Annotated in this window: 20 protein-coding genes; 16 read left to right on the top strand and 4 right to left on the bottom strand. The window is 62.0% G+C overall.

Features of this window, described 5'->3' with window-relative positions; genetic code table 11:
• The first annotated feature begins 26 nt into the window (after window positions 1-26).
• The 6 genes from arcA (at window position 27) to gltS (ending at window position 6,718) form a co-directional block, all read left to right on the top strand.
• Window positions 27-1,280, top strand: coding sequence for an arginine deiminase (arcA, locus tag PM2_RS01400; protein WP_016713101.1), 1,254 nt, complete (start codon window positions 27-29; stop codon window positions 1,278-1,280).
• 69 nt (window positions 1,281-1,349) lie between these two features.
• Window positions 1,350-2,360, top strand: a complete 1,011-nt coding sequence (locus tag PM2_RS01395; RefSeq protein WP_028698954.1) for an ornithine carbamoyltransferase — start codon at window positions 1,350-1,352, stop codon at window positions 2,358-2,360.
• Between the two features lie 81 nt (window positions 2,361-2,441).
• Window positions 2,442-3,371 carry a carbamate kinase gene (arcC, locus tag PM2_RS01390; protein ID WP_016713103.1) on the top strand — a complete coding sequence of 310 codons (930 nt, stop codon included), beginning with the start codon at window positions 2,442-2,444 and terminating at the stop codon, window positions 3,369-3,371.
• Between the two features lie 56 nt (window positions 3,372-3,427).
• Complete coding sequence (locus PM2_RS01385; RefSeq protein WP_016713104.1) at window positions 3,428-3,796, top strand: DUF5064 family protein; 369 nt, start codon at window positions 3,428-3,430, stop codon at window positions 3,794-3,796.
• Window positions 3,797-3,879: 83 nt separating this feature from the next.
• Complete coding sequence (gcsR, locus tag PM2_RS01380) at window positions 3,880-5,388, top strand: transcriptional regulator GcsR (RefSeq protein ID WP_016713105.1); 1,509 nt, start codon at window positions 3,880-3,882, stop codon at window positions 5,386-5,388.
• A 127-nt stretch (window positions 5,389-5,515) separates the two neighbouring features.
• Window positions 5,516-6,718: a sodium/glutamate symporter gene (gltS, locus tag PM2_RS01375; protein WP_028698953.1), complete on the top strand. Its 1,203-nt coding sequence runs from the start codon at window positions 5,516-5,518 to the stop codon at window positions 6,716-6,718.
• 53 nt (window positions 6,719-6,771) lie between these two features.
• Here the strand turns inward: gltS and PM2_RS01370 are convergent, their stop codons facing one another.
• The gene (locus PM2_RS01370; protein ID WP_028698952.1) at window positions 6,772-7,266 is read right to left on the bottom strand and encodes a RidA family protein; all 495 of its coding nucleotides are present in this window, start codon (window positions 7,264-7,266) and stop codon (window positions 6,772-6,774) included.
• Between the two features lie 78 nt (window positions 7,267-7,344).
• Window positions 7,345-8,736, bottom strand: coding sequence for an NAD(P)/FAD-dependent oxidoreductase (locus PM2_RS01365; RefSeq protein WP_196765143.1), 1,392 nt, complete (start codon window positions 8,734-8,736; stop codon window positions 7,345-7,347).
• 615 nt (window positions 8,737-9,351) lie between these two features.
• Between PM2_RS01365 and gcvH the strand changes: the two genes are divergently transcribed.
• The 6 genes from gcvH (at window position 9,352) to PM2_RS01335 (ending at window position 16,368) form a co-directional block, all read left to right on the top strand.
• Window positions 9,352-9,735 carry a glycine cleavage system protein GcvH gene (gene gcvH / locus PM2_RS01360; RefSeq protein ID WP_016713109.1) on the top strand — a complete coding sequence of 128 codons (384 nt, stop codon included), beginning with the start codon at window positions 9,352-9,354 and terminating at the stop codon, window positions 9,733-9,735.
• Window positions 9,736-9,746: 11 nt separating this feature from the next.
• Window positions 9,747-12,602: an aminomethyl-transferring glycine dehydrogenase gene (gcvP, locus tag PM2_RS01355; protein ID WP_028698950.1), complete on the top strand. Its 2,856-nt coding sequence runs from the start codon at window positions 9,747-9,749 to the stop codon at window positions 12,600-12,602.
• 89 nt (window positions 12,603-12,691) lie between these two features.
• Window positions 12,692-14,068 carry an L-serine ammonia-lyase gene (locus PM2_RS01350; RefSeq protein ID WP_028698949.1) on the top strand — a complete coding sequence of 459 codons (1,377 nt, stop codon included), beginning with the start codon at window positions 12,692-12,694 and terminating at the stop codon, window positions 14,066-14,068.
• A gap of 27 nt (window positions 14,069-14,095) precedes the next feature.
• On the top strand, window positions 14,096-15,217 hold the full coding sequence (gene gcvT, locus PM2_RS01345; RefSeq protein WP_016713112.1) for a glycine cleavage system aminomethyltransferase GcvT: 1,122 nt from the start codon (window positions 14,096-14,098) through the stop codon (window positions 15,215-15,217).
• Between the two features lie 358 nt (window positions 15,218-15,575).
• Window positions 15,576-15,788, top strand: coding sequence for a cold-shock protein (locus PM2_RS01340; RefSeq protein ID WP_016713113.1), 213 nt, complete (start codon window positions 15,576-15,578; stop codon window positions 15,786-15,788).
• Window positions 15,789-15,879: 91 nt separating this feature from the next.
• Window positions 15,880-16,368: an RDD family protein gene (locus PM2_RS01335; protein WP_009687037.1), complete on the top strand. Its 489-nt coding sequence runs from the start codon at window positions 15,880-15,882 to the stop codon at window positions 16,366-16,368.
• Between the two features lie 63 nt (window positions 16,369-16,431).
• Here the strand turns inward: PM2_RS01335 and lptG are convergent, their stop codons facing one another.
• Both lptG and lptF read right to left on the bottom strand, forming a co-directional pair.
• Complete coding sequence (gene lptG, locus PM2_RS01330) at window positions 16,432-17,493, bottom strand: LPS export ABC transporter permease LptG (protein WP_016713114.1); 1,062 nt, start codon at window positions 17,491-17,493, stop codon at window positions 16,432-16,434.
• The gene (gene lptF, locus PM2_RS01325; RefSeq protein ID WP_016713115.1) at window positions 17,486-18,601 is read right to left on the bottom strand and encodes an LPS export ABC transporter permease LptF; all 1,116 of its coding nucleotides are present in this window, start codon (window positions 18,599-18,601) and stop codon (window positions 17,486-17,488) included. Before lptF ends, lptG begins: the two co-directional genes overlap by 8 nt.
• A 301-nt stretch (window positions 18,602-18,902) precedes the next feature.
• On the opposite strand from lptF, the gene PM2_RS01315 reads away from it, so the two are divergent.
• From PM2_RS01315 to PM2_RS01300, 4 genes are all read left to right on the top strand, one after another.
• Window positions 18,903-20,396, top strand: coding sequence for a leucyl aminopeptidase (locus PM2_RS01315; RefSeq protein WP_016713117.1), 1,494 nt, complete (start codon window positions 18,903-18,905; stop codon window positions 20,394-20,396).
• Window positions 20,397-20,446: 50 nt separating this feature from the next.
• Window positions 20,447-20,875, top strand: coding sequence for a DNA polymerase III subunit chi (locus tag PM2_RS01310; RefSeq protein WP_019098191.1), 429 nt, complete (start codon window positions 20,447-20,449; stop codon window positions 20,873-20,875).
• A gap of 5 nt (window positions 20,876-20,880) precedes the next feature.
• Window positions 20,881-21,246: a hypothetical protein gene (locus PM2_RS01305; RefSeq protein ID WP_016713119.1), complete on the top strand. Its 366-nt coding sequence runs from the start codon at window positions 20,881-20,883 to the stop codon at window positions 21,244-21,246.
• 131 nt (window positions 21,247-21,377) lie between these two features.
• Window positions 21,378-24,224, top strand: coding sequence for a valine--tRNA ligase (locus PM2_RS01300; protein ID WP_028698948.1), 2,847 nt, complete (start codon window positions 21,378-21,380; stop codon window positions 24,222-24,224).
• Window positions 24,225-24,292: the final 68 nt, after the last annotated feature.

Raw genomic sequence — 24,292 nt, 5'->3', positions numbered from 1 at the left:
CTTCGTTCAATTGGAGGAATGAAACCATGTCCGCTGAAAAACAGAAGTACGGTGTCCACTCCGAAGCCGGCAAACTGCGCAAAGTGATGGTTTGCTCGCCGGGCCTGGCGCACAAGCGCCTGACGCCGAGCAACTGTGACGAGCTGCTGTTCGACGACGTGATCTGGGTCGACCAGGCCAAGCGTGACCATTTCGACTTCGTCACCAAGATGCGTGAGCGTGGTGTGGATGTGCTGGAGATGCACAACCTGCTGACCGAAATCGTCCAACAACCCGAAGCGCTGAAGTGGATCCTCGACCGCAAGATCACCCCCGACACCGTCGGTGTGGGCCTGACCAACGAAGTACGCAGCTGGCTGGAAAGTCTCGAACCGCGCCACCTGGCCGAATTCCTGATCGGCGGCGTGGCCGGCCAGGACCTGCCGCAGAGTGAAGGCGCCGACGTGGTCAAGATGTACAACGACTACCTGGGCCATTCCAGCTTCATCCTGCCGCCACTGCCCAACACCCAGTTCACCCGCGACACCACCTGCTGGATCTACGGTGGCGTGACGCTGAACCCGATGTACTGGCCGGCGCGACGTCAGGAAACCCTGCTGACCACAGCCATCTACAAGTTCCACAAGGAGTTCACCGGCGCCGACTTCCAGGTGTGGTACGGCGACCCTGACAAAGACCACGGCAATGCCACCCTCGAAGGCGGTGACGTGATGCCGATCGGCAAAGGTATCGTGCTCATCGGCATGGGCGAGCGCACCTCGCGCCAGGCCATCGGCCAGCTGGCACAGAACCTGTTTGCCAAGGGCGCCGTCAAGGAAGTGATCGTCGCCGGCCTGCCGAAGTCCCGCGCCGCCATGCACCTGGACACCGTGTTCAGCTTCTGCGACCGCGACCTGGTCACGGTCTTCCCGGAAGTGGTGAAAGAGATCGTGCCGTTCATCATCCGCCCGGACGAAGGCAAGCCGTACGGCATGGACGTTCGCCGCATCAACAAGTCGTTCATCGAAGTGGTGGGCGAGCAACTGGGGGTCAAGCTGCGCGTGGTCGAGACCGGCGGCAACAGCTTCGCCGCCGAGCGCGAACAGTGGGATGACGGCAACAACGTGGTGGCCATCGAGCCGGGTGTGGTCATCGGCTACGACCGCAACACCTACACCAATACCCTGCTGCGCAAGGCGGGTATCGAGGTCATCACCATCAGCGCCGGCGAACTGGGCCGGGGCCGTGGCGGCGGCCACTGCATGACCTGCCCAATTGTGCGCGACCCTATCGATTACTAACGCCCATTACCCCCGGCCGCCCTCACAAAGCGGCGGCCGGTGCGTTCACCAAACCCAAGGAGAAAAGTCATGGCGTTCAACATTCACAACCGCAACCTGCTCAGCCTGGAACACCACACCACGCGCGAGTTGCGCTACCTGCTGGACCTGTCCCGCGACCTGAAGCGCGCCAAGTACACCGGCACCGAGCAGCAGCACCTGAAGGGCAACAACATCGCCCTGATCTTCGAAAAAACCTCCACCCGTACCCGCTGCGCGTTCGAAGTGGCAGCTTATGACCAGGGCGCCAACGTTACCTACATCGACCCCAATTCCTCGCAGATTGGCCACAAAGAGAGCATGAAAGACACCGCCCGCGTGCTCGGGCGCATGTACGATGCCATCGAGTACCGTGGCTTCAAGCAGGAAATCGTCGAAGAGCTGGCCAAGTTTGCCGGCGTGCCGGTGTTCAACGGCCTGACTGACGAATATCACCCAACGCAAATGATCGCCGACGTGCTGACCATGCGTGAGCACAGCGACAAGCCGCTGCATGACATCAGCTACGCCTACCTGGGCGATGCCCGCAACAACATGGGCAACTCACTGCTGCTGATCGGTGCCAAGCTTGGCATGGATGTACGCATCGCCGCACCCAAGGCGCTGTGGCCGCATGATGACCTGGTCGAGCGTTGCAAGAAGTACGCTGAAGAAAGTGGCGCCCGCATCACCCTCACCGAAGACCCGGTTGCTGCGGTCAAGGGTGTGGACTTCGTGCACACCGACGTGTGGGTGTCGATGGGCGAGCCGATCGAGGCGTGGGGCGAGCGCATCAAGCAGCTCAAGCCTTATCAGGTGAATGCGCAGCTGATGAAGTCCACTGGCAACCCGCGGACCAAGTTCATGCACTGCCTGCCGGCGTTCCACAACTCCGAAACCAAGGTAGGCAAGCAGATCGCCGCACAGTACCCGGACCTGGCCAACGGCATCGAAGTGACCGACGACGTGTTCGAGTCGCCGGCCTGCATCGCCTTCGAGCAGGCGGAAAACCGCATGCACACGATCAAGGCGATCCTGGTGTCGACCCTGGCTGACCTCTGACAACCACCTCGTTCCTGTGGGGGCTGGCTTGCCAGCGCCTGCAGGATCGAGGCGCTACCTCATCCGCAAAGGACATTCCCCATGCGTATCGTTGTTGCATTGGGCGGCAACGCCCTGCTGCGTCGCGGCGAGCCCATGACCGCTGAGAACCAGCGCGCCAATATCCGCACCGCCACCGAACAGATCGCCAAGATCCACCCTGGCAACGAGCTGGTCATTGCCCACGGCAACGGCCCGCAGGTTGGCCTGCTATCACTTCAGGCACTGTCCTACAAACCCGACGAGGCCTACCCGCTGGACGTGCTGGGCGCTGAAACCGAGGGCATGATCGGCTACATGATCGAGCAGGAACTGGGCAACCTGCTGGCCTTCGAAGTGCCATTCGCCACCCTGCTGACCCAGGTGGAAGTGGACGCCAATGACCCCGCCTTCAAAGACCCCACCAAGTTCATCGGCCCGGTCTACAGCAAGGACGAAGCCGAACGGCTGGCCAAGGAAAAGGGCTGGGTAGTGAAGGCCGACGGCGACAAGTACCGCCGCGTGGTGGCCAGCCCCAAACCCAAGCGCATCTTCGAAATCCGCCCGATCAAGTGGCTGCTGGAAAAGAGCAGCATCGTGATTTGCGCAGGCGGTGGTGGCATCCCCACCATGTACGATGAAAACCGCAAGCTCAAGGGCATCGAGGCGGTGATCGACAAGGACCTGTGCTCGGCTTTGCTGGCCGAGCAACTGGATGCCGACCTATTGATAATCGCCACTGACGTGGATGCGGCGTACATTGACTGGGGCAAGCCTACGCAAAAAGCCATCGCCCAGGCACACCCTGACGAACTCGAACGGCTTGGCTTCGCTGCCGGCTCCATGGGGCCAAAGGTGCAAGCTGCCAGTGACTTCGCCCGCAATACCGGCAAAGTGGCGGTGATCAGTTCGCTCGAGAACATCGAGGACATCGTCAAAGGCACTGCCGGCACTCGGGTCTCCACCGCGAAGCCAGGGATCAGCTACCGTTGATTGCAGTGGGCGGGCGCCCGGCGCCCGCCATTTTCAACCTTCCAGAGGAGTTAGCCATGGCCCAGTACCACCCCGGTCATGTACACATCGAGCGCACTGCGCTGAACGCGGCAGACCACAGCTACGACCTGAACATCGAGTACGAGGCAGTGTCTGACCCCAAGGAAGGCAGAGGCATTCAGTTCCACATGCATGGCAGCATCGAAGGCAAAACGGTGGAAGAAAAGTTCTTCCTCGCCAAGGACCAGGTGTTGCCCAGCTTTCTCATGCAACTGACCCGCAAGGCACAGTCGTATCTGGCGCCGCCGAAGAAATTCGAGACCCTGAGTTCGCCGCACAAGCTCTATGACTACATGTTCGCCGATATTCGCGAAAAGCTCGATGTGAAATCGGGCGATCCGATCAAGCCTGAACATCTGGAGTGATGTCAAGAACCGGGGCCGCACAGCGGCCCCGGCGATGTTAAGGCATACTACTGCCCTCCCCGGCCACCACCTCACCCTCCCTCATGCGCATCCACGTCAGCTTCATCGACCGCGTCGGCATCACCCAGGAAGTCCTTGCCCTGCTCGGTGCCCGCAACCTCAACCTGGACGCCGTGGAGATGGTCCCGCCGAACGTTTACATCGACGCTCCCACCCTAAGCCCCGCCGTGCTCGAAGAACTGCACGATGCGCTCTTCGAGGTGCATGGCGTGCAATCGGTGGACGTGGTGGACATCCTCCCTGGCCAACGCCGCCACCTGCAACTGGATGCCCTGCTGGCCGCCATGAGCGACCCGGTGCTGGCGGTGGACAGCGCAGGGCTGGTGCTGCTGGCCAACCCGGCGCTGATCGAACTGTGTGGCCGCGAATCCGCCGGGCGCTCGGTGGGCGAACTGTTTGGCGACCCGGCGCTGCTGCAAGCCCTGCTGGACAACAACTTCCACCTGCCCATGCGCGAGATGCAGCTGAACGGCCAAAGCCTGCTGCTGGACGCGATGCCGATCACCAATGCCGGCGGCCTGCTAACGCTGTACCCACCTTCACGCATGGGCGAACGCCTGTCAGCCTTGCACCACGACCATGCCGAAGGTTTCGATGCCCTGCTCGGCGAGTCACCGGCCATCCGCACCCTCAAGGCCCGCGCCCTGCGAGTGGCGGCGCTTGACGCGCCATTGCTGGTGCATGGCGAAACCGGCACTGGCAAAGAACTGGTAGCCCGCGCCTGCCATGCCATCAGCAGCCGCCACGCAGCGCCGTTCCTGGCCCTGAACTGTGCCGCGCTGCCCGAGAGCCTGGCCGAGAGCGAGCTGTTCGGTTACGCCCCTGGCGCCTTCACCGGCGCGCAACGGGGCGGCAAGCCCGGGCTGATGGAGCTGGCCAACCAGGGCACGGTATTCCTCGATGAAATTGGCGAAATGTCGCCATACCTGCAGGCCAAACTGCTGCGCTTTCTCAGTGACGGCAGCTTCCGCCGGGTGGGCGGTGACCGCGAAGTGAAGGTGGATGTGCGCATCATCAGCGCCACCCACCGCGACCTGGAACGCATGGTTGCCGACGGCAGCTTCCGCGAAGACCTGTTCTACCGCTTGAACGTGCTCAACCTGCAGGTACCGCCACTGCGCGACCGGGGTCAGGATATCCTGATGCTGGCGCACTTCTTCATGCAGCAAGCCTGCACGCAAATTCAGCGCCCGCCCTGCCGATTGACGCCAGCCACCCATTCGGCACTGCTGGCCAACCCTTGGCCGGGCAATGTACGCCAACTGCAGAACGTGATTTTCCGCGCAGCGGCTATCTGTGAGGGCAACCTGGTGGACATCGGCGACCTGGACATCGCCGGTACTTCGGTGGCACGTGGGCTGGATGGCGACGTAGCCAGCCTGGAGCAGGCCGTGGGTGACTTCGAGCGTGAGCTGTTGCAGCGCTTGTATGCCAGCTACCCGTCGACGCGGCAGTTAGCCGGGCGTTTGCAAACTTCGCATACCGCTATTGCCCAGCGACTGCGTAAATATGGAATACCCGGAAAAGCCTGATACTTGTCGTCAAAACTTACCGTTGATTCAGATTTTTCCTAGCCGCTCAGCCGCAATTGACTGGAGTACTCGCCGTAGAATGGTGACATTGTAATTTTGCATGTCACCCTGAGCGAAGAGTACCCTGATGTTTGAACTCGATTTTTACGGGACACTTGTAGCCGCCTCCTTGGTACTGCTACTGGGGCGCGGTCTGGTCGCACGTATTGGCTTTCTGCGCGCTTACAATATTCCGGAGCCCGTGGCAGGTGGTTTGGTCGTTGCGCTGGCACTCTTGGCATTGCGCAGTTTCGATGTACAGGTCCAGTTTGATACCTCGTTGCAAGCACCGTTGATGCTGGCGTTCTTCGCCACCATCGGTTTGAGTGCAGACTTTGCCAGCCTGAAGAAGGGCGGACGCGTGGTTGCCGTGTTCCTGCTGGTGGTGACGGGCTTGCTGCTGGTTCAGAACGCCATGGGTATCGGGCTGGCAACGGCATTGGGGCTCGACCCACTGATGGGCCTGCTGGCCGGTTCGATCACCTTGTCTGGTGGCCACGGCACTGGCGCTGCCTGGAGCGCGACCTTCACTGAAAAGTTTGGCTTGGCTTCGGCCTCGGAACTTGCACTGGCCTCTGCCACGTTCGGCCTGGTGTTGGGCGGTTTGATTGGTGGCCCGGTTGCCCGGTTGCTGATCAAGCGTGTCAAAACACCGGGTGTGGAAGAAGAAGTGCCGCAGTTACCCAAGGGCTTTGAGCAGCCGAACAAAGAGCGGTTGATTACATCGTTTTCATTTATCGAAACCTTGGCTCTTATTGCCGTCAGCTTACTGACCGGCACATTACTTAACAGCCTGTTGAAAGGTACGGCATTCGAACTACCGACATTCGTTTGCGTACTCTTCGTGGGCGTATTGCTGCGCAACGGCCTTTCGGCGTTCGGTTTTTATCATGTCTTCGAACGGGAAGTCTCGGTACTGGGCAACGTCAGTCTGTCGCTGTTCCTGGCGATTGCCTTGATGTCACTCAAACTGTGGGACCTGGCAGCACTGGCCTTGCCGTTCTTCATACTGCTGGCGGCGCAGACATTGGTTATGGCACTGTTTGCGATCTTCGTGACATTCCGGGTAATGGGCCGTAACTATGATGCAGCCGTGTTGGCGGCGGGGCACTGTGGCTTCGGCCTGGGTGCAACTCCCACGGCGATTGCCAACATGCAAGCGGTGACCCAACGTTACGGCGCCTCGCACATCGCCTTCCTGGTGGTGCCGATGGTGGGTGCGTTCTTCATCGACATCATCAACGTGATCGTGATCAAACTGTACCTGGCATTGCCATTTATCACTGGCTAAACCCACCGGCCAGTCCCGGGCATGGCTAGCCCGGGACTGGCGCATGCCTGGGTTCAGGGACGAACCGCTGTCACTTCGATCTCGACACGCCAGGCAGGGTCGGCCAGGCCGGCAATCTGGAACGCCGAGCGTGCAGGAAGGACTGGCTGCTTGGCGGCTGGCCCGAAGAATTGGGTATAGCCGGCCATGAAACCGTCGAAGTCCATTTTCCCGCCGTTCTCCGGGCCGCCCACCAGGAACACCTGCATCTTCACCACATCGGCAAGACCAAGGCCCAGTGCTTTCAGCTGCTGCTGGATGTTTCCAAGCACATTGATGGTTTGTGCCTTGGTATCACCGTAGGCTTCCAGCGACCCCTTGGGTGCTTCAGGGTGAATAACCGACGGGACAGAACCACTCAGGTAGACAACCGTCTTCCCGGCAGGCACCTCTACAGCCGACGAGATAGGGAAACTACCTGCGCCATGGCGCACGATTTCTTGTGCATGAACGCTCCCGGCACCCGCGAGTGCCACGGCCATTGCTGCGGTCGTTAAAGCCACTTTCATACTGTTCTCCTGATGATTGCCAAAAATGTGCATGCATCGACGATGCGCGCACGGGTCATTCCATTGCGCCTGGTGTGCTTAGAACCGATACAGGCTGAAGGGTTTGGGGTCCAGCACCGGCGCTTTTCCAAGCAGCAAGTCCGCCGACAGTTCGGACGACACCGGGCTTTCGGTCATCCCCCAACCGGTTGCGGTGTTGAGGACCAGCCCCGGGTACTCATTGACCTGGGAAATGATGGGGTTTTCGTCGGGAGCGATGGCCATCGCACCGCTCCACTGATCGATCAGCTTCGCATCGCTGAACGCAGGGAACTCGACCTTGAGTTTTTCCAGTGAAGCATTCAGTTCCGGCAGGTCCGGCGCTGCGGTCATCAGCCGGTTTTTCTCGAAAGGCGAAACCTCGTCCAGCTTCCAGTGCGTTGGCTGAATGAACGAATCGATCAGTTGCTTGTTGAGTGAGATGTGCACCGGGAAGTCGGGGATGGCCAGCAGTGGCAGGTACTTATAGCCATACATGAACGACTCTTTGACCACCGGGGCAACGACGACGCGTGGCGAGGTGGCGTATGTGCCGTCAGCCTGCTCACGGAAGTAGATGTTCCCCGGCAATGCAACGTTGCCCCCGGGTGCACGGGGCGCCGCGCTGATGATTTGCTGGGACTGGTAGGCGGGCAAGGTAGGCACATCGACGCCCAGGTTTTGCATGAACAGCCGGGACCATGCGCCGCCCGCCACGATCACGCGAGACGCCCTGATGGCGCCCTTTTCCGTGACCACGTCGGAGATGGCACCTGCATGGGTTTCCAGGCCCCTGGCGGCGCAGTGGGTGTAGATCCGAACCCCCACTTTCTTGGCATACTCGGCCATGACGAACGATGCACGCTCGGCATCCAGGCTACCGGAGTCTTCCTCGAAGCCTGCGACCGTCCAGCGCGAGGATGCACCGCGCAGGCGCTGTTCAAGTTCACTGCCTTGAATGATTCGCGTCTTGAAAGGAATGTCCGCGCCGACTTCCCGCGTTTTGACATCGATCCACTTTCTGACGCCTTCCAGGTCTTCTTCATCGAAAGGTACTTCGACCCGGCCTTGTGTGCGGTAACTTGTGTCCGCCCCCACTTTGGCATTCATCTCTCGCCAACGTTGCTTGGCAAGATGGTGCAACTGGAATGTCGCATCTGGCATCTTGTAGGTCATGACCTGGCCATAGAACCTGCAAGACTGTTCGCCGGCAATTTCACCTTTTTCAACGACAACGACCGAGAGGCCGCGCTCGACAAGGTTGATTGCGGTCATGAGCCCCAGAATACCAGCGCCAACAACCACTACGTCTGCCTGCTTGGGAAGCGCCCCTTCGGTGCCTGCGACATAACCAAACCGCGGTTTGCCGGGAATCAAGCGGCCCTCCCGGGTCAACAAAGGGGTCAGAACCCCTGCTCCGCCTGCGATAGCCACGACGCCGCCGCCAACCAAAAATTTACGCCTCGTCATTCCCATGACACTTTCCCTTCCTGATATTCGGTGCTAGTTGCATGAGCCCAGGCAGCAAGGCACATGCTTGGCCGACAGCCGAATTACCAACTTATGGTTATTGCTTCAGGCTGACGGCTCACATGAAAGGTGGCCATTCTGGTGACGCGCTATAGGCGGGAAAATCGTTGGGGGCAAATACTTAGTTCAGCCATTTGAAAACTATCACGCAGGTGACACAAATAGTTGATATGGCGACACGGTATAGGTGCAAGAAGAAAGTGCGCAAAGTTTTGCAAGTATCGAACTTGCTTGATCCATTCCGGCTTGCCAACAACTGAACTGCATCAAGGTATTGTATCGATTTCGACACACCGTAATGAAATCATTACAAACCCGTTCAAGTGCTATTGCGCAAGGGTTTGATCCCCAAACCCTTTTTCATGCACAACCTTCTGTAGCGTTTTCGTTCCAAACAAACAAGCAGCCACCCAACAAAAATCAATAACGCATTGTTTTTAAAGAATTTTTTTCGATTGGCCGCATTATTGCTAAGGGAAAGCAACCCCAAGAGCGCGGAGCCACCGCGCCCAACGCCCTGCTTCCCGAGGATTCCCCATGAGCGAGTTGCGTTTCACTGAAGATCACGAATGGCTGCGCGTCGAAGCCGATGGCAGCGTCACCGTAGGCATCACCGCCTACGCCCAGAACGCCCTTGGCGATGTGGTTTTCGTGCAACTGCCAGAGTTGCAGCCGTACGAGAAAGGCAGCGAAGCGTCCACCGTCGAGTCGGTAAAAGCCGCCAGCGGCGTCTATATGCCCCTGACCGGTGAAGTGGTCGAGGTCAACGGCCAGCTCGAAGACAGCCCGGAACTGGTCAACGAAGACCCGATGGGCGAAGGCTGGTTCTTCCGCTTCATCCCTGCCGACGCCAGCGCCGTAACCGCCCTGCTCGACCAGGACGCCTACGACCGCCTGCTCAAAGCCAACGACGACGCCTGAGGAACCCCGCCATGACCATCAACCTCGGCACCGCCAACGAATTCATCGCCCGCCACATCGGCCCGCGCGCCGCTGACGAGCAGGCCATGCTCGCCGCCCTAGGCTTCGACTCGCTGGAAGCCATGACCGCTGCGGTCATCCCTGACAGCATCAAGGGCACCAGCGTGCTCGGTTCGCACGACGGCCAGAGCGAAGCCGATGCACTGGCCGCGCTCAAGGCCATCGCCGGCAAGAACCAACTGTTCAAGAGCTACATCGGCCAGGGCTACTACAACACCCACACCCCGGCACCGATCCTGCGCAACCTGCTGGAAAACCCGGCCTGGTACACCGCTTACACCCCATACCAGCCAGAAATTTCCCAAGGCCGCCTGGAAGCGCTGCTGAACTTCCAGACCCTGATCAGCGACCTCACTGGCCTGCCGATCGCCAACGCCTCCCTGCTCGACGAAGCCACTGCGGCGGCCGAGGCCATGACGTTCTGCAAACGCCTGTCGAAGAACAAGGCCAGCCACGCCTTCTTCGCCTCCGTACACTGCCACCCGCAAACCCTCGACGTGCTGCGCACCCGTGCCGAGCCGTTGGGTATCGAAGTCGTGATCGGCGATGAGCGCGAGCTGGGCGATGTCAGCGCCTTCTTTGGCGCCCTGCTGCAATACCCGGCCAGCAACGGTGACGTGTTCGACTACCGTGACGTGGTACAGCGCTTCCACGCAGCCAACGCCTTGGTTGCCGTGGCCGCCGACCTGCTGGCCCTGACCCTGCTGACCCCGCCGGGCGAGTTCGATGCCGACGTGGCCATCGGCAGCGCTCAGCGCTTCGGCGTGCCACTGGGCTTTGGTGGCCCGCACGCGGCTTACTTCGCCACCCGTGACGCCTTCAAGCGCGACATGCCGGGCCGCCTGGTCGGCGTATCGATCGACCGCTTCGGCAAGACCGCCCTGCGCCTGGCCATGCAAACCCGCGAGCAGCATATCCGCCGCGAAAAGGCCACCAGCAACATCTGCACCGCCCAGGTGCTGCTGGCCAACATTGCCAGCATGTTCGCCGTGTACCACGGCCCGGCCGGCCTCAAGCGCATTGCCGAGCGCACCCACGCCCTGACCGCGATCCTGGCCGCCGGCCTGAAGGCGTTGGGCGTGCAGGTAGTGGGCGCCAGCGCCTTCGACACCCTGACTCTGGCCACCGGCACTGCAACCGCCAGCCTGCATGACAAGGCCCGCGCCCAAGGCATCAACCTGCGCCAGGTCGACGCCACCCACCTGGGCCTGTCGCTGGACGAAACCAGCAGCCAGGCGGACGTCGAGTCGCTGTGGCAATTGTTCGCTGGCGACCAGTCTCAACCAGACTTCGCCGCGCTGGCCGCCAGCACCGGTTCGCTGCTGCCTACCGCCCTGTTGCGCCAGTCGGCGATCCTCGAACACCCGGTGTTCAACCGCTACCACAGCGAAACCGAGCTGATGCGCTACCTGCGCCGCCTGGCCGACAAGGACCTGGCGTTGGACCGCAGCATGATTCCGCTGGGCTCGTGCACCATGAAACTGAACGCCGCCAGCGAGATGATCCCGGTGACGTGGGCCGAGTTCGGCAACCTGCACCCGTTCGCCCCGGCCGAGCAGAACCAGGGCTACCTGCAGATGACCACCGAGCTGGAAGCCATGCTGTGCGCCGCTACTGGCTATGACGCCGTATCGCTGCAGCCCAACGCAGGCTCCCAGGGCGAGTACGCAGGCCTGCTGGCCATCCGCGCCTACCACCGCAGCCGTGGCGAAAGCCACCGCGACATCTGCCTGATCCCGTCGTCGGCCCACGGCACCAACCCTGCGACCGCCCACATGGCCGGCATGCGCGTGGTGGTTACCGCTTGTGACGCCCGCGGCAACGTCGACGTAGAGGACCTGCGCGCCAAAGCCATCGAGCACCGCGAGCGCCTGGCCGCGATCATGATCACCTACCCGTCGACCCACGGCGTGTTCGAGGAAGCGATCGGCGAAATCTGCGCGATCATCCACGACAACGGTGGCCAGGTGTACATCGACGGCGCCAACATGAACGCCATGGTCGGCCTGTGCGCCCCGGGCAAGTTCGGCGGCGACGTGTCCCACCTGAACCTGCACAAGACCTTCTGCATTCCGCACGGCGGTGGCGGCCCGGGCGTTGGCCCGATTGGCGTCAAGTCGCACCTGGCGCCGTTCCTGCCTGGCCACGCGCAGCTGGAAAACACCGAAGGCGCGGTGTGCGCCGCGCCGTTCGGCAGCGCCAGCATCCTGCCGATCACCTGGATGTACATCCGCATGATGGGCGGTGCCGGCCTCAAGCGTGCCTCGCAGATGGCAATCCTTAACGCCAACTACATCGCCCGCCGCCTGGAAGAGCACTATCCTGTTCTGTATACCGGCGGTAATGGACTGGTGGCCCACGAGTGCATCCTCGACCTGCGCCCGCTGAAGGACACCAGCGGCATCAGCGTCGACGACGTGGCCAAGCGCCTGATCGACTTTGGCTTCCACGCCCCGACCATGTCCTTCCCGGTGGCGGGCACGCTGATGATCGAGCCGACCGAAAGCGAGTCCAAGGAAGAACTGGACCGCTTCTGCAACGCGATGATCCAGATCCGCGAAGAAATCCGTGCGGTCGAAAACGGTAGCCTGGACAAGGACGACAACCCGCTGAAAAACGCCCCGCACACCGCGGCCGAGCTGGTTGGCGAATGGGCCCACGGCTACAGCCGCGAGCAGGCGGTTTACCCACTGCCAAGCCTGGTGGAAGCCAAGTACTGGCCGCCAGTGGGCCGGGTCGACAACGTGTTCGGCGACCGCAACCTGGTGTGCGCCTGCCCGTCGATCGAGAGCTATCAGGACGCCTGATAGCTTTCGGGCCCGCTCCCTGAGTTGAGGTGTGGGCCTCTGTGGGAGCGGGTTCACCGTCCGTCCTGAAACCCTGGCAGGAGGTCACCATGTCTTTGAGCGTCTTCGACCTGTTCAAGATCGGCATCGGCCCCTCCAGTTCGCACACGGTCGGCCCGATGCGCGCCGCCGCGCGGTTCGCCGAAGGGCTGCGCCGTGACGGCTTGCTCGCCCGCACGGCCAGCGTCAAAGCCGAGTTGTATGGCTCACTGGGCGCCACCGGCAAGGGCCACGGCAGTGACAAGGCGGTGCTGCTGGGCCTTGAAGGCGAACAGCCGGACATTATCGACACCGAAAGCATCCCCGCCCGCCTGCAGGCCATCCGCGACAGTGGCCACATCAACCTGCTGGGCGAGCACAGCATTGCGTTCATTGAAAAACAGCATGTGGCAATGATCCGCAAGCCGCTGGACTACCATCCCAACGGCATGATCTTTCGCGCGTTCGACGACGCCGGCCTGCAAATCCGCAGCCGCGAGTATTACTCGGTGGGCGGCGGTTTCGTGGTCGACGAGGACGCCGCCGGCCACGACCGCATCGTCGAGGACAGCACCGTGCTGCCCTACCCGTTCAAGACCGCCAAGGAACTGCTCGGCCATTGCACCACGCAAAACCTGTCGATAAGCCAAGTGATGCTGGCCAACGAGGCCGCCTGGCGCCCAGAGGCAGAAACCCGCGCCGGGCTGCTGCGCATCTGGCAGGTGATGCAGGATTGCGTCGAAGCGGGCTGCCAGCATGAAGGCATATTGCCGGGCGGGCTCAAGGTCAAGCGGCGGGCGCCCGCATTGTACCGCCAACTGAGCCGCCACCCCGAAGCCTGCCTGCGCGATGCCCTGTCGGTGCTCGACTGGGTCAACCTCTACGCCTTGGCCGTGAACGAAGAAAACGCCTACGGCGGGCGCGTGGTCACCGCACCCACCAATGGGGCGGCAGGTATCGTCCCGGCAGTGTTGCACTACTACATGCGCTTCGTGCCGGGCGCCAGCGAGGACGGGGTGGTGCGTTTTCTGCTCACCGCTGCGGCCATCGGCATCCTGTACAAGGAAAACGCCTCCATCTCTGGCGCGGAAGTGGGCTGCCAGGGCGAAGTCGGCGTGGCCTGCTCGATGGCTGCCGGCGCGTTATGCGAGGTGATGGGTGGCAGCGTGCAGCAGGTGGAGAACGCTGCAGAAATCGGTATGGAACATAACCTGGGCCTGACCTGCGACCCGATCGGCGGGCTGGTCCAGGTGCCGTGCATCGAGCGCAATGCCATGGGCTCGGTGAAGGCAATCAACGCGGCGCGCATGGCCTTACGCGGCGACGGGCAACATTACGTGTCGCTCGACAAGGTCATCCGCACCATGCGCCAGACCGGCGCCGACATGAAAAGCAAATACAAAGAGACCGCCCGTGGCGGCCTGGCCGTCAACATCATCGAATGTTGACCTGACAACAACACCAAGGAGTCACCGATGTCCGAAACACTGCTCAAGACCCCACTGCACGCCCTGCACCTGGAACTGGGTGCCCGCATGGTGCCGTTCGCCGGCTACGACATGCCGGTGCAGTACCCGCTGGGCGTGCTCAAGGAACACTTGCACACCCGCGAGCAGGCCGGCCTGTTCGACGTTTCGCACATGGGCCAGATCATCCTGCGCGGCGCTGATGCCGCCAAGGCCCTGGAAAGCCTGGTACCCGTGGACATCATCGACCTCCCGGCAGGCATGCAGCGCTATGCCATGTTCACCAACGAGCAGGGCGGCATCCTCGACGACCTGATGGTGGCCAACCTGGGGGACGACACGCTGTTCCTGGTGGTCAACGCCGCCTGCAAAGACCAGGACCTGGCCCACCTGCAAAAACACATCGGCAACCGTTGCGATGTGCAGCCGCTGTTCGAGCAACGTGCCCTGCTGGCCCTGCAAGGCCCGGCTGCGGTCAAGGTGCTGGAGCGCCTGGCACCGGAAGTGGCCGGCATGACCTTCATGCAGTTCCGCCCGGTGAAACTGCTGGGTGAAGACTGCTTCGTCAGCCGCTCGGGCTACACCGGCGAAGATGGCTACGAAATCTCGGTGCCGGCACATGCCGCCGAAGCCCTGGCCCGTCGTCTGCTGGCCGAGCCGGAAGTACAGCCGATTGGCCTGGGCGCCCGCGACTCGCTCCGCCTGGAAGCCGGCCTGTGCCTCTATGGCCACGACATGAATACCGAGACCACCCCGGTCGAGGCCAGCCTGCTGTGGGCGATTTCCAAGGTGCGCCGTGCCGACGGCGCACGTGCCGCCGGGTTCCCGGGTGCCGAGGCCATCTATGCCCAGCAGCGCGATGGCGTGGCACGCAAGCGCGTCGGGCTGCTACCACAAGAACGTACGCCCGTTCGTGAGGGTGCGGATATTGTGAATGCAAACGATAAACCGGTCGGCAAAGTCTGCAGCGGCGGCTTTGGCCCGACACTCGGTGCACCAGTAGCAATGGGTTATATCGATAGTGAACATGCTGCAGTCGACACCCCGCTGTTTGCCGTGGTGCGGGGCAAGAAGGTTGCCTTGAAAGTCAGCAAAATGCCTTTCGTAGCACAACGTTACTACCGTGGTTGAAACGGCTTTGTGAAGGTTACGGGCAGGTTCGACATATTCGTTTTCGAACCTGCCCAATAACTTTTGAACATGGCGCCAGGCCAGGCGCCATGCCGTTTCCGTCAGATCGGTCGGTTATCGGCAAACGGCTGATTTTCCATACGACCAAGGGCTTGTTTTTCGCTCGGGAGTTGGCGTAGAGTCACTGCACTGTGTTTGCATGGGTCGCAACAGTTCGTGACCTGGGCCAGTAGCCGAGATTTGCTACAACCCGTTCGACGTCTCTTACTTTCCTGCAACCCAGCCCAGTAATCTTTCGCTTACAAACAAGTGCGAAAGTAACTGTCATAAAAATTTAAGTTTCATAGGAATTAAGACAATGTCCCAGCGTCAGAACGGTACCGTCAAGTGGTTCAATGACGAAAAAGGTTACGGCTTCATCACCCCAGAAAGCGGTCCGGATCTGTTCGTGCACTTCCGCGCTATCGAAGGCAACGGCTTCAAGAGCCTGAAAGAAGGCCAGAAGGTTACCTTCGAAGCAGTCCAGGGCCAGAAAGGCATGCAGGCTGACAAAGTTCAGGTCGCCGGCTAAGCCGAACCCGACTTCGAGAAAAGCCCCTGCCAAGTGCAGGGGCTTTTTTTTGCCCGTAGAATAGCGGCTTCGTCTTCTGGAGCCGTCCCGCATGTCCAAGCCTCTGCTCACCCCTCAGGGAGATTTTCCACCGGTCGGCCTGGGCCGGCGCCTGGCGGCGATGTTCTATGACTTTTTACTGTGCACGGCCCTGCTGATCGTGACCGCTGGCGCTTACAAGATGATTCAGATGGCGATCATCGGCGAAGCACGCATGCGCGAGCTGACCGAGGCTGGGGCACTGGATGGCGACCCGCTGCTGTCGACGGTGCTGCTGTTCGCCCTCTTCGGCTTCTTTGCCAAGTTCTGGACCCATGGCGGGCAGACCCTGGGCATGCAGGTATGGGGCGTGCGAGTGCAGAACGCCGATGGTTCGGCCATTAGCCTGTGGCAGGCGCTGTTGCGCTTTGTGGTCTCGATAGCCTCGTGGCTGTGCCTGGGGTTGGGTTTCTTCTGGGTGTTGATCGACAAGCGCAAGCGGGGCTGGCATGACATCTATTCAGAGAGCCAGCTGGTGCGGGTGCCGAAGCAGAAGAAATGAGCACAAGTTAACACCCATGAAAAAGCCGACCCTAAGGTCGGCTTTCTTGTGCAGCTCAGGCCATCAACCCGCCCGGCGCAACAACCACACACCGGCCAAGGCACAAATGCCCGCCGGAATCACCACCGCCAGCAGCGGCGGGAAGCCAAACACCTGGCTAGATGGCCCCAGCAGGTCCTGGCCGATGCGGAACACGAAGCCCACCAGCACACCGGTGAACACGCGCTGCCCGAGGGTTACCGAGCGCAGCGGGCCGAAGATGAAGGAAATTGCCATCAGCACCAGTGCCGCAGTCACCATCGGCTGCAGTACCTTGGTCCAGAACGCCAGCCAGTAGCGGGCATTGTTCAAACCCTGGTCAGACAGGTAGTGGATGTAGTCCCACAGCCCGGTAATCGACAGCGATTCCGGCGCCAGGATCACGGTGTTGAGCAGTTCTGGCGTGAGCGAAACGTCCCAGCGCTCTTGCGGCGCGCTGACGACTTCGGTGTGGTCACCACGGAAATAGGTGGTGCGCACGTCGGCCAGCAGCCAGTGGTCGTTCTGGTACTGGGCACGGCGGGCGAAGCTCGACGTGACGATCTTGCGCTCGTTGTCGAAGCGGTAACGGGTCACCCCCAGCAGCAGGCCGTTAGGCTGCACGGCGTTGATGTGCACGTACTCTTCACCCTGACGGTGCCACATACCGCGCTTGGAGCTTTGCGCCTCACCACCGCCCTGGGCCAGGGAGCGGTCGGCCTGGGCCTTGTTCTCGGTCACCGGTGCCACGTATTCACCGATCAGCAGGCCGACCAGCATCAGTACCAGCATCGGCTTCATCACCGCCCAGACGATACGGCCGATGGAAACTCCGGCCGCACGCATGATGGTCAGCTCGCTGCTGCTGGCCAGGCTGCCCAGGCCGATCAGGCAGCCGATCAGTGCCGCCATCGGCAGCATTTCGTACAGCCGCCGCGGTGCGGTGAGCAGGACGAAGTTGCCAGCCTCCATCACCGTATAGGTATCACTCAGGTCGCTCATCTCATCGATGAAGGCGAACAGCGAAGCCAGGCCGAGGATGATCCCCAGCACAGCCAGGATGGCCAGCAGCACGCTCTGGCCGATATAGCGGTCGAGCTTAGCCATGGGCCACCTCCGCACGACGGGCAGCGCGCTTGAGGCGCAGCGGCTCCCAGTACATCAGCCCCAGGCCGATCAGCAGGAACAGACCGTGGACCCACCACATGCCCAGGCCGATCGGAAGTTTGCCCTTCTCGAGGGCACCGCGTACGGAAATCAGCATTGTCAGGTAGGCCATGTACAGAAGAATTGCCGGCAGCAGCTTGAGGAAGCGGCCCTGACGCGGGTTGACCCGGGACAGTGGCACCGCCAGCAGGGTGACGACGAACACCAGGATCGGCAGCGACAACCGCCATTGCAACTCGGCACGCTCACGCAGGCCCTTCTTGCCGATCAACTCGGAGGTAGGGATGGCTTCACGTTCGGTGACTTCCTCGCTGACTTCCGGCTTGGGCAGCAGCACGCCATAGGTGTCGTACTTGATGGCGCGGTAGTCGGCCTGGCCCGGGTTACCGTCGTAGCGGTAACCGTTTTCCAGCACCAAATAGCGGTTGCCGTCGGCCTGGATTTCCTGGTGGCCCTTTTCCGCGACCAGCACCGACGGCGCGCGGTCCTTGGTTTTGTCCTGGTTGAAGCGCTTCTCGGAAATGAACACCCCGGCCAGGTTGATGCGGTCATCCGACAGCTGCTCGGTATAGGTTACCCGCGAGCCGTCACGCAACGTCTGGAAGCGGCCAGGCACCAGGGTGTCGAACTCGGTCAGCGCGTCTTGCTGGGCGATGATCTGCTGCACCTGGGCCACGCCCAGCGGTGCAAGGCTCAGGCTTAGCCAGGCCACCAGCAGGGCGACCAGGGCGGCCGGCACCATGGTCAGGCCCAACAGGCGCTGCTGGCTCATGCCGGTGGCCGACAGCACGGTCATCTCGCTTTCCAGGTACAGGCGCCCGTAAGCCAGGAGAATACCGAGGAACAGCCCCAGCGGCAGGATCAACTGCAGGAAACCCGGCAACCGGAAGCCCATGATCAGGAACAGCACGCCCGGGTCGAGCACGCCCTGGGCAGCCTGGGCCAGGTACTTGATGAAGCGCCCGCTCATGATGATCACCAGCAGCACAGCGCTGACGGCGCTCAAGGTCACCAGGACCTCGCGGGACAGATAACGAAAGACGATCAAACCAGACACTCCTGGGTTGTCAGGGCGGACTGCCATGCAATGGCGCCAAACAATGACTTAGTACATCCAAGACCAATGCCGGTTCGCCAAAGGCGAACCTCCATGTAAAGTGCGCGCATTATCCTGTGATTGACCGCCCCTGTCACTTGGCCGCGCATGAACGCGCATAACGGGGTTGTCAGCACGCTTGCCGCAGGCTCAAACTGGCAGCTTTTCCGCTGGCGCGCCACTAAGCGGCCAGGCCCGTCCAGAGCGCTGGCACACACAGCGCCATTCGTATCGATCATTCGGGGATCCTGACATGGAACTGGTTGTAAAAAGCGTAGCTGCTGCATCCGTAAAAACCGCCACACTGGTCATTCCGGTAGGTGAAAACCGCAAGCTCGGTGCTGTGGCCAAGGCTGTCGACCTGGCCAGCGAGGGTGCCATCAGCGCCGTGCTCAAGCGCGGCGACCTGGCCGGCAAGCCGGGCCAGACCCTGCTGCTGCAGAACCTTGCGGGCCTGAAGGCCGAGCGCGTGCTGCTGGTAGGCAGTGGCAAGGATGAAGCCCTGGGCGACCGTGCCTGGCGCAAACTGGTTGCCAGCGTGGCCGGCGTACTCAAGGGCCTGAACGGCACCGATGCAGTGCTGGCCCTGGACGATGTGGCGGTCAGCAACCGCGACGCCCATTACGGTAAATACCGCCTGCTGGCCGAAACCCTGCTCGACGGCGAATACGTCTTCGACCGTTTCAAGAGCCAGAAGGCCGAGCCGCGTGCCCTGAAAAAGGTCACCCTGTTGGCCGACAAGGCCGGCCAGGCGGAAGTCGAGCGTGCGGTCAAACACGCCAGCGCCATCGCCACCGGGATGGCTTTCACCCGCGACCTGGGCAACCTGCCGCCTAACCTCTGCCACCCAAGCTTCCTGGCCGAGCAGGCCAAGGACCTGGGCAAGGCGCACAAGGCGCTGAAGGTCGAGGTGCTGGACGAGAAGAAGATCAAGGACCTGGGCATGGGTGCGTTCTATGCCGTGGGCCAGGGCAGCGACCAGCCTCCACGCCTGATCGTGCTGAATTACCAGGGCGGCAAAAAGGCCGACAAGCCATTCGTGCTGGTCGGTAAAGGCATCACCTTCGACACCGGCGGCATCAGCCTCAAGCCAGGCGCCGGCATGGACGAAATGAAATACGACATGTGCGGCGCCGCCAGTGTGTTCGGAACCCTGCGTGCCGTGCTGGAACTGCAGCTGCCAATCAACCTCGTGTGCCTGCTGGCCTGCGCCGAAAACATGCCGAGCGGCGGTGCCACCCGCCCGGGTGACATCGTCACCACCATGAGCGGCCAGACCGTGGAAATTCTCAACACCGACGCCGAAGGCCGCCTGGTGCTGTGCGACACCCTGACCTACGCCGAGCGCTTCAAGCCGCAGGCGGTGATCGACATCGCCACCCTGACCGGCGCCTGCATCGTCGCCCTGGGCAGCCACACCTCCGGCCTGATGGGCAACAACGACGACCTGGTGGGCCAGTTGCTCGACGCCGGCAAGCGCGCCGACGACCGTGCCTGGCAGCTGCCGCTGTTCGACGAATACCAGGAGCAGCTGGACAGCCCGTTCGCCGACATGGGCAACATCGGCGGGCCGAAGGCCGGCACCATCACCGCGGGTTGCTTCCTGTCGCGCTTCGCCAAGGCCTACAACTGGGCGCACATGGACATCGCCGGTACCGCCTGGGTCAGTGGCGGCAAGGACAAAGGCGCCACCGGCCGCCCAGTGCCCCTGCTGACCCAGTACCTGCTGGACCGCGCTGGCGCGTGACGCCGTGAGGCCGGTGGCGCCTTGTGCGCCACTGGCCGGCGATTCTCATCATGAGCAAAGTCGACTTCTACATCTTGCCCACCGACTCGCTGTCGGCGCGGCTGGATTTCGCCTGCAAGCTGTGCGAAAAGGCCTGGCGCCTCGGCCACCGGGTCTACCTGCACTGCCAGGACGCGGAACAGCGCAGCGAGCTGGACCAACGCTTGTGGCGCTTCAAGGGCGAGGCGTTCGTGCCCCACGACCTGGCCGAGGTGCATGCCGATGCCGGCGTGGCGTTGGGCTTGGCAGACAGCGCGGGCGAGCACCGCGACTTGCTGATCAACCTGGGCGCCAGCGTGCCGGGCTTTGTCGGCCAGTTCGAGCGGGTGGCCGAAATCGTGGTCGAGGAGCCTGGCATCCGCCAATCGGCCCGAGAGCGATTCCGTTTCTACCGCGAACAGGGCTATGCTCTGCAAGACCACCGCTTACAGCGACTTTGACGACGATGGACAAGCCCTCACCTTTGCCCGACTCCGCGCATCTGCTCGATGACCTCGAGTCAATCCGCCAGCTGCTTGGCGACGCCGACCTGCAACCGCCGCTGCTGACCGAAACGGTGGAGCAGATTCCGTTGCTGCTGGACGAACCTGCCGGCAACCCTGCACCGGTTGCCGAACCGGTGGCTGCCGAACCCGAGGACGACCCGCAAACCCGCCGTCAGGACACCCTGCTGCACCTGGAGAGCGAACTGCGTGCGGCGGCGCAGATGATCATGCAGGACGTGATCAACGACTTCACCCCGCACATCGAGAACGAGATCAAGCGCCGGCTGGATGCGCGGATCGAGCGGTTGATCAAGCGTTCGGAGTAAGCCTGAATTTCGGCGGTGCCCGCGAAGCAGGCGCCGCCGCACTGCCAGATAGCAGCAGCTTGTCGCCTGCGGCCCCCACCTTGGTTATACTTCCCGGCTTTCCCGAATAAATGCACAGGGTCCCGCCGCGCATGGATAAGACCTACCAGCCGCACGCCATCGAAACTTCCTGGTACAACACCTGGGAGTCCGAGAACTATTTCGCCCCACAAGGTGCAGGCGAGTCCTACACCATCATGATCCCGCCGCCGAACGTGACCGGCAGCCTGCACATGGGCCATGGGTTCAACAACGCGATCATGGACGCCCTGATCCGTTTCCGCCGCATGCAAGGCCGCGACACCCTGTGGCAGCCAGGCACCGACCACGCCGGTATCGCCACGCAGATGCTGGTCGAGCGCCAGCTCGAAGCCAAAGGCCAGAACCGTCATGACCTGGGCCGCGAGAAGTTCCTGGAAAAGGTCTGGGAATGGAAGGACCAGTCCGGTGGCAACATCAGCCGCCAGATCCGCCGCCTGGGCTCTTCGGTAGACTGGAGCCGCGAGCGCTTCACCATGGACGACGGCCTCTCCGAAGCCGTTAAAGAAGCGTTCGTGCGCCTGCATGAAGACGGCCTTATCTACCGTGGCAAGCGCCTGGTCAACTGGGATACCAAGCTGCACACGGCTATCTCTGACCTCGAAGTGGAAAACCACGACGAGAAAGGCCACCTGTGGAACCTGCGCTACCCGCTGGCCGACGGCGCCAAGACCGCCGAAGGCAACGACTACCTGGTGGTTGCCACCACCCGTCCGGAAACCCTGCTGGGTGACGCGGCCGTTGCGGTCAACCCGAATGACGAACGCTACCAGGCACTGATCGGCAAGTTCGTCGAACTGCCACTGGTAGGCCGCCGCATCCCGATCATCGCCGACGACTACTGCGACCCCGCGTTCGGTACCGGCTGCGTGAAGATCACCCCGGCTCACGACTTCAACGACTACGAAGTCGGCAAGCGCCACAACCTGCCGCTGCTGAACATCTTCGACAAGAACGCCTTCGTGCTTGCCAGCGCCCAGGCCTTCAACCTCGACGGCAGCGTCAACGAGCAGGTTGATACCCAACTGCCGGCCCAATACGCCAACCTCGACCGCTTCGTCGCGCGCAAGCAGATCGTTGCCGACCTGGATGCCCAGGGCCTTCTGGTGAGCATCGACGACCACGCCCTGAAGGTGCCGAAAGGCGACCGTTCGGGCACCGTGATCGAGCCGTGGCTGACCGACCAGTGGTACGTCTCCACCAAGCCGCTGGCAGAACCTGCCATCGCCGCCGTGGAAGATGGCCGTATCCAGTTCGTGCCCAAGCAGTACGAGAACATGTACTTCTCCTGGATGCGTGACATCCAGGACTGGTGCATCAGCCGCCAGCTGTGGTGGGGCCACCGCATCCCGGCGTGGTACGACGAGGCCGGCCAGGTCTACGTTGGCCGCAACGAGGAAGAAGTGCGCGCCAAGCACAACCTGGGCGCCGACGTGGTCCTGCGCCAGGACGACGACGTGCTCGACACCTGGTTCAGCTCCGGCTTGTGGACCTTCTCCACCCTGGGCTGGCCGGAACAGACCGAGTTTCTCAAGAAGTTCCACTCCACCGATGTGCTGGTAACCGGCTTCGACATCATCTTCTTCTGGGTTGCGCGCATGATCATGCTGACCATGCACCTGATCAAGAACGAGGACGGCACCCCGCAGGTACCGTTCAAGACCGTTTACGTACACGGTCTGGTACGTGACGGCCAAGGCCAGAAGATGTCCAAGTCCAAGGGCAACGTGCTCGACCCGCTGGACATCGTCGACGGCATCACCCTCGACGCCCTGCTGGAAAAACGCACCAGCGGCATGATGCAGCCCAAGCTGGCCGAGAAAATCGCCAAGCAGACCAAGGCCGAGTTCCCTGAAGGTATCGCCAGCTACGGCACCGACGCCCTGCGCTTCACCTTCTGCTCGCTGGCCTCCACAGGCCGCGACATCAAGTTCGACATGGGCCGCGTCGAAGGCTACCGCAACTTCTGCAACAAGATCTGGAACGCCGCCCGCTACGTGCTGGACAAGGGCGAGGACTGTGGCCAGAACGGCGAAGCTTACGAATTGTCGCTGGCTGACCGCTGGATCATCTCGCAGTTGCAGCGCACCGAAGCCGAAGTGACCCGCCAGCTGGAGCAGTTCCGCTTCGACCTGGCCAGCCAGGCGCTGTACGAGTTCATCTGGAACCAGTACTGCGACTGGTACCTGGAGCTGTCCAAGCCAGTACTGTGGGATGAAAACGCCCCGGTCGAGCGCGCTCGTGGTACCCGCCGCACCCTGGTGCGCGTGCTGGAAGTGGCGCTGCGCCTGGCGCACCCGTTCATGCCGTTCATTACCGAAGAAATCTGGCAGCGCATCGCGCCGCTGGCCGGTATCGAAGGCAAGACCATCATGCTGCAGCCGTGGCCGGTGGCCAATGAGGCACGCATCGACGCCGCCGCTGAAGGTGACATCGAGTGGCTCAAGGAATTGATGGTCGGCCTGCGCAACATCCGCGCCGAAATGAACATCGGCCCAGGCAAGCCGCTGCCGCTGTTCCTGAAGAACGCCAACGCCGACGACCAACGCCGCCTGCTGGAAAACGAAGCGCTGCTGAAAAAGCTGGCCAAGGTGGAGTCGTTCACCGTGCTGGGCGATGCCGAGGAAGCGCCGCTGTCGGCCACCGCCCTGGTCGGTGACCTGCAAGTGCTGGTGCCAATGGCCGGCCTGATCGACAAGGATGCCGAGCTGGCGCGCCTGAACAAGGAAATCCAGCGCCTGCAAGGCGAAGTGGCACGCGTGGGTGGCAAGCTGTCCAACGCCGCCTTCGTCGACAAGGCTCCGCCTGCGGTGATCGAAAAGGAACGTGCCAAGCTGGCCGAGTCTGAACAGGCCCTGGCCAACTTCACCGAGCAGCATGCGCGCATCGCTGCGCTGTAAACCTCGGTAAATTCATCGCGGGCAAGCCCGCTCCTACAGGTCAACGTAGGAGCGGGCTTGCCCGCGAT

Origin of the sequence: Pseudomonas monteilii NBRC 103158 = DSM 14164 (assembly GCF_000730605.1) — a bacterium.
Lineage (GTDB): Bacteria > Pseudomonadota > Gammaproteobacteria > Pseudomonadales > Pseudomonadaceae > Aquipseudomonas > Aquipseudomonas monteilii.
This window is presented reverse-complemented; position numbering and strand designations above follow the sequence as displayed.

Excerpts from the sequence above, each read along its gene's own strand:
- gcvH (WP_016713109.1), top strand. The coding sequence starts at position 9,352 with ATGAGCGAGTTGCGTTTCACTGAAGATCACGAATGGCTGCGCGTCGAA.
- PM2_RS01315 (WP_016713117.1), top strand. The coding sequence starts at position 18,903 with ATGGAACTGGTTGTAAAAAGCGTAGCTGCTGCATCCGTAAAAACCGCC.
- arcA (WP_016713101.1), top strand. The coding sequence starts at position 27 with ATGTCCGCTGAAAAACAGAAGTACGGTGTCCACTCCGAAGCCGGCAAA.
- PM2_RS01310 (WP_019098191.1), top strand. The coding sequence starts at position 20,447 with ATGAGCAAAGTCGACTTCTACATCTTGCCCACCGACTCGCTGTCGGCG.
- gcvP (WP_028698950.1), top strand. The coding sequence starts at position 9,747 with ATGACCATCAACCTCGGCACCGCCAACGAATTCATCGCCCGCCACATC.
- arcC (WP_016713103.1), top strand. The coding sequence starts at position 2,442 with ATGCGTATCGTTGTTGCATTGGGCGGCAACGCCCTGCTGCGTCGCGGC.
- PM2_RS01300 (WP_028698948.1), top strand. The coding sequence starts at position 21,378 with ATGGATAAGACCTACCAGCCGCACGCCATCGAAACTTCCTGGTACAAC.
- lptG (WP_016713114.1), bottom strand. The coding sequence starts at position 17,493 with ATGGCTAAGCTCGACCGCTATATCGGCCAGAGCGTGCTGCTGGCCATC.
- PM2_RS01305 (WP_016713119.1), top strand. The coding sequence starts at position 20,881 with ATGGACAAGCCCTCACCTTTGCCCGACTCCGCGCATCTGCTCGATGAC.
- PM2_RS01340 (WP_016713113.1), top strand. The coding sequence starts at position 15,576 with ATGTCCCAGCGTCAGAACGGTACCGTCAAGTGGTTCAATGACGAAAAA.
- gltS (WP_028698953.1), top strand. The coding sequence starts at position 5,516 with ATGTTTGAACTCGATTTTTACGGGACACTTGTAGCCGCCTCCTTGGTA.
- gcvT (WP_016713112.1), top strand. The coding sequence starts at position 14,096 with ATGTCCGAAACACTGCTCAAGACCCCACTGCACGCCCTGCACCTGGAA.
- gcsR (WP_016713105.1), top strand. The coding sequence starts at position 3,880 with ATGCGCATCCACGTCAGCTTCATCGACCGCGTCGGCATCACCCAGGAA.
- PM2_RS01370 (WP_028698952.1), bottom strand. The coding sequence starts at position 7,266 with ATGAAAGTGGCTTTAACGACCGCAGCAATGGCCGTGGCACTCGCGGGT.
- PM2_RS01335 (WP_009687037.1), top strand. The coding sequence starts at position 15,880 with ATGTCCAAGCCTCTGCTCACCCCTCAGGGAGATTTTCCACCGGTCGGC.
- PM2_RS01395 (WP_028698954.1), top strand. The coding sequence starts at position 1,350 with ATGGCGTTCAACATTCACAACCGCAACCTGCTCAGCCTGGAACACCAC.
- PM2_RS01385 (WP_016713104.1), top strand. The coding sequence starts at position 3,428 with ATGGCCCAGTACCACCCCGGTCATGTACACATCGAGCGCACTGCGCTG.
- PM2_RS01350 (WP_028698949.1), top strand. The coding sequence starts at position 12,692 with ATGTCTTTGAGCGTCTTCGACCTGTTCAAGATCGGCATCGGCCCCTCC.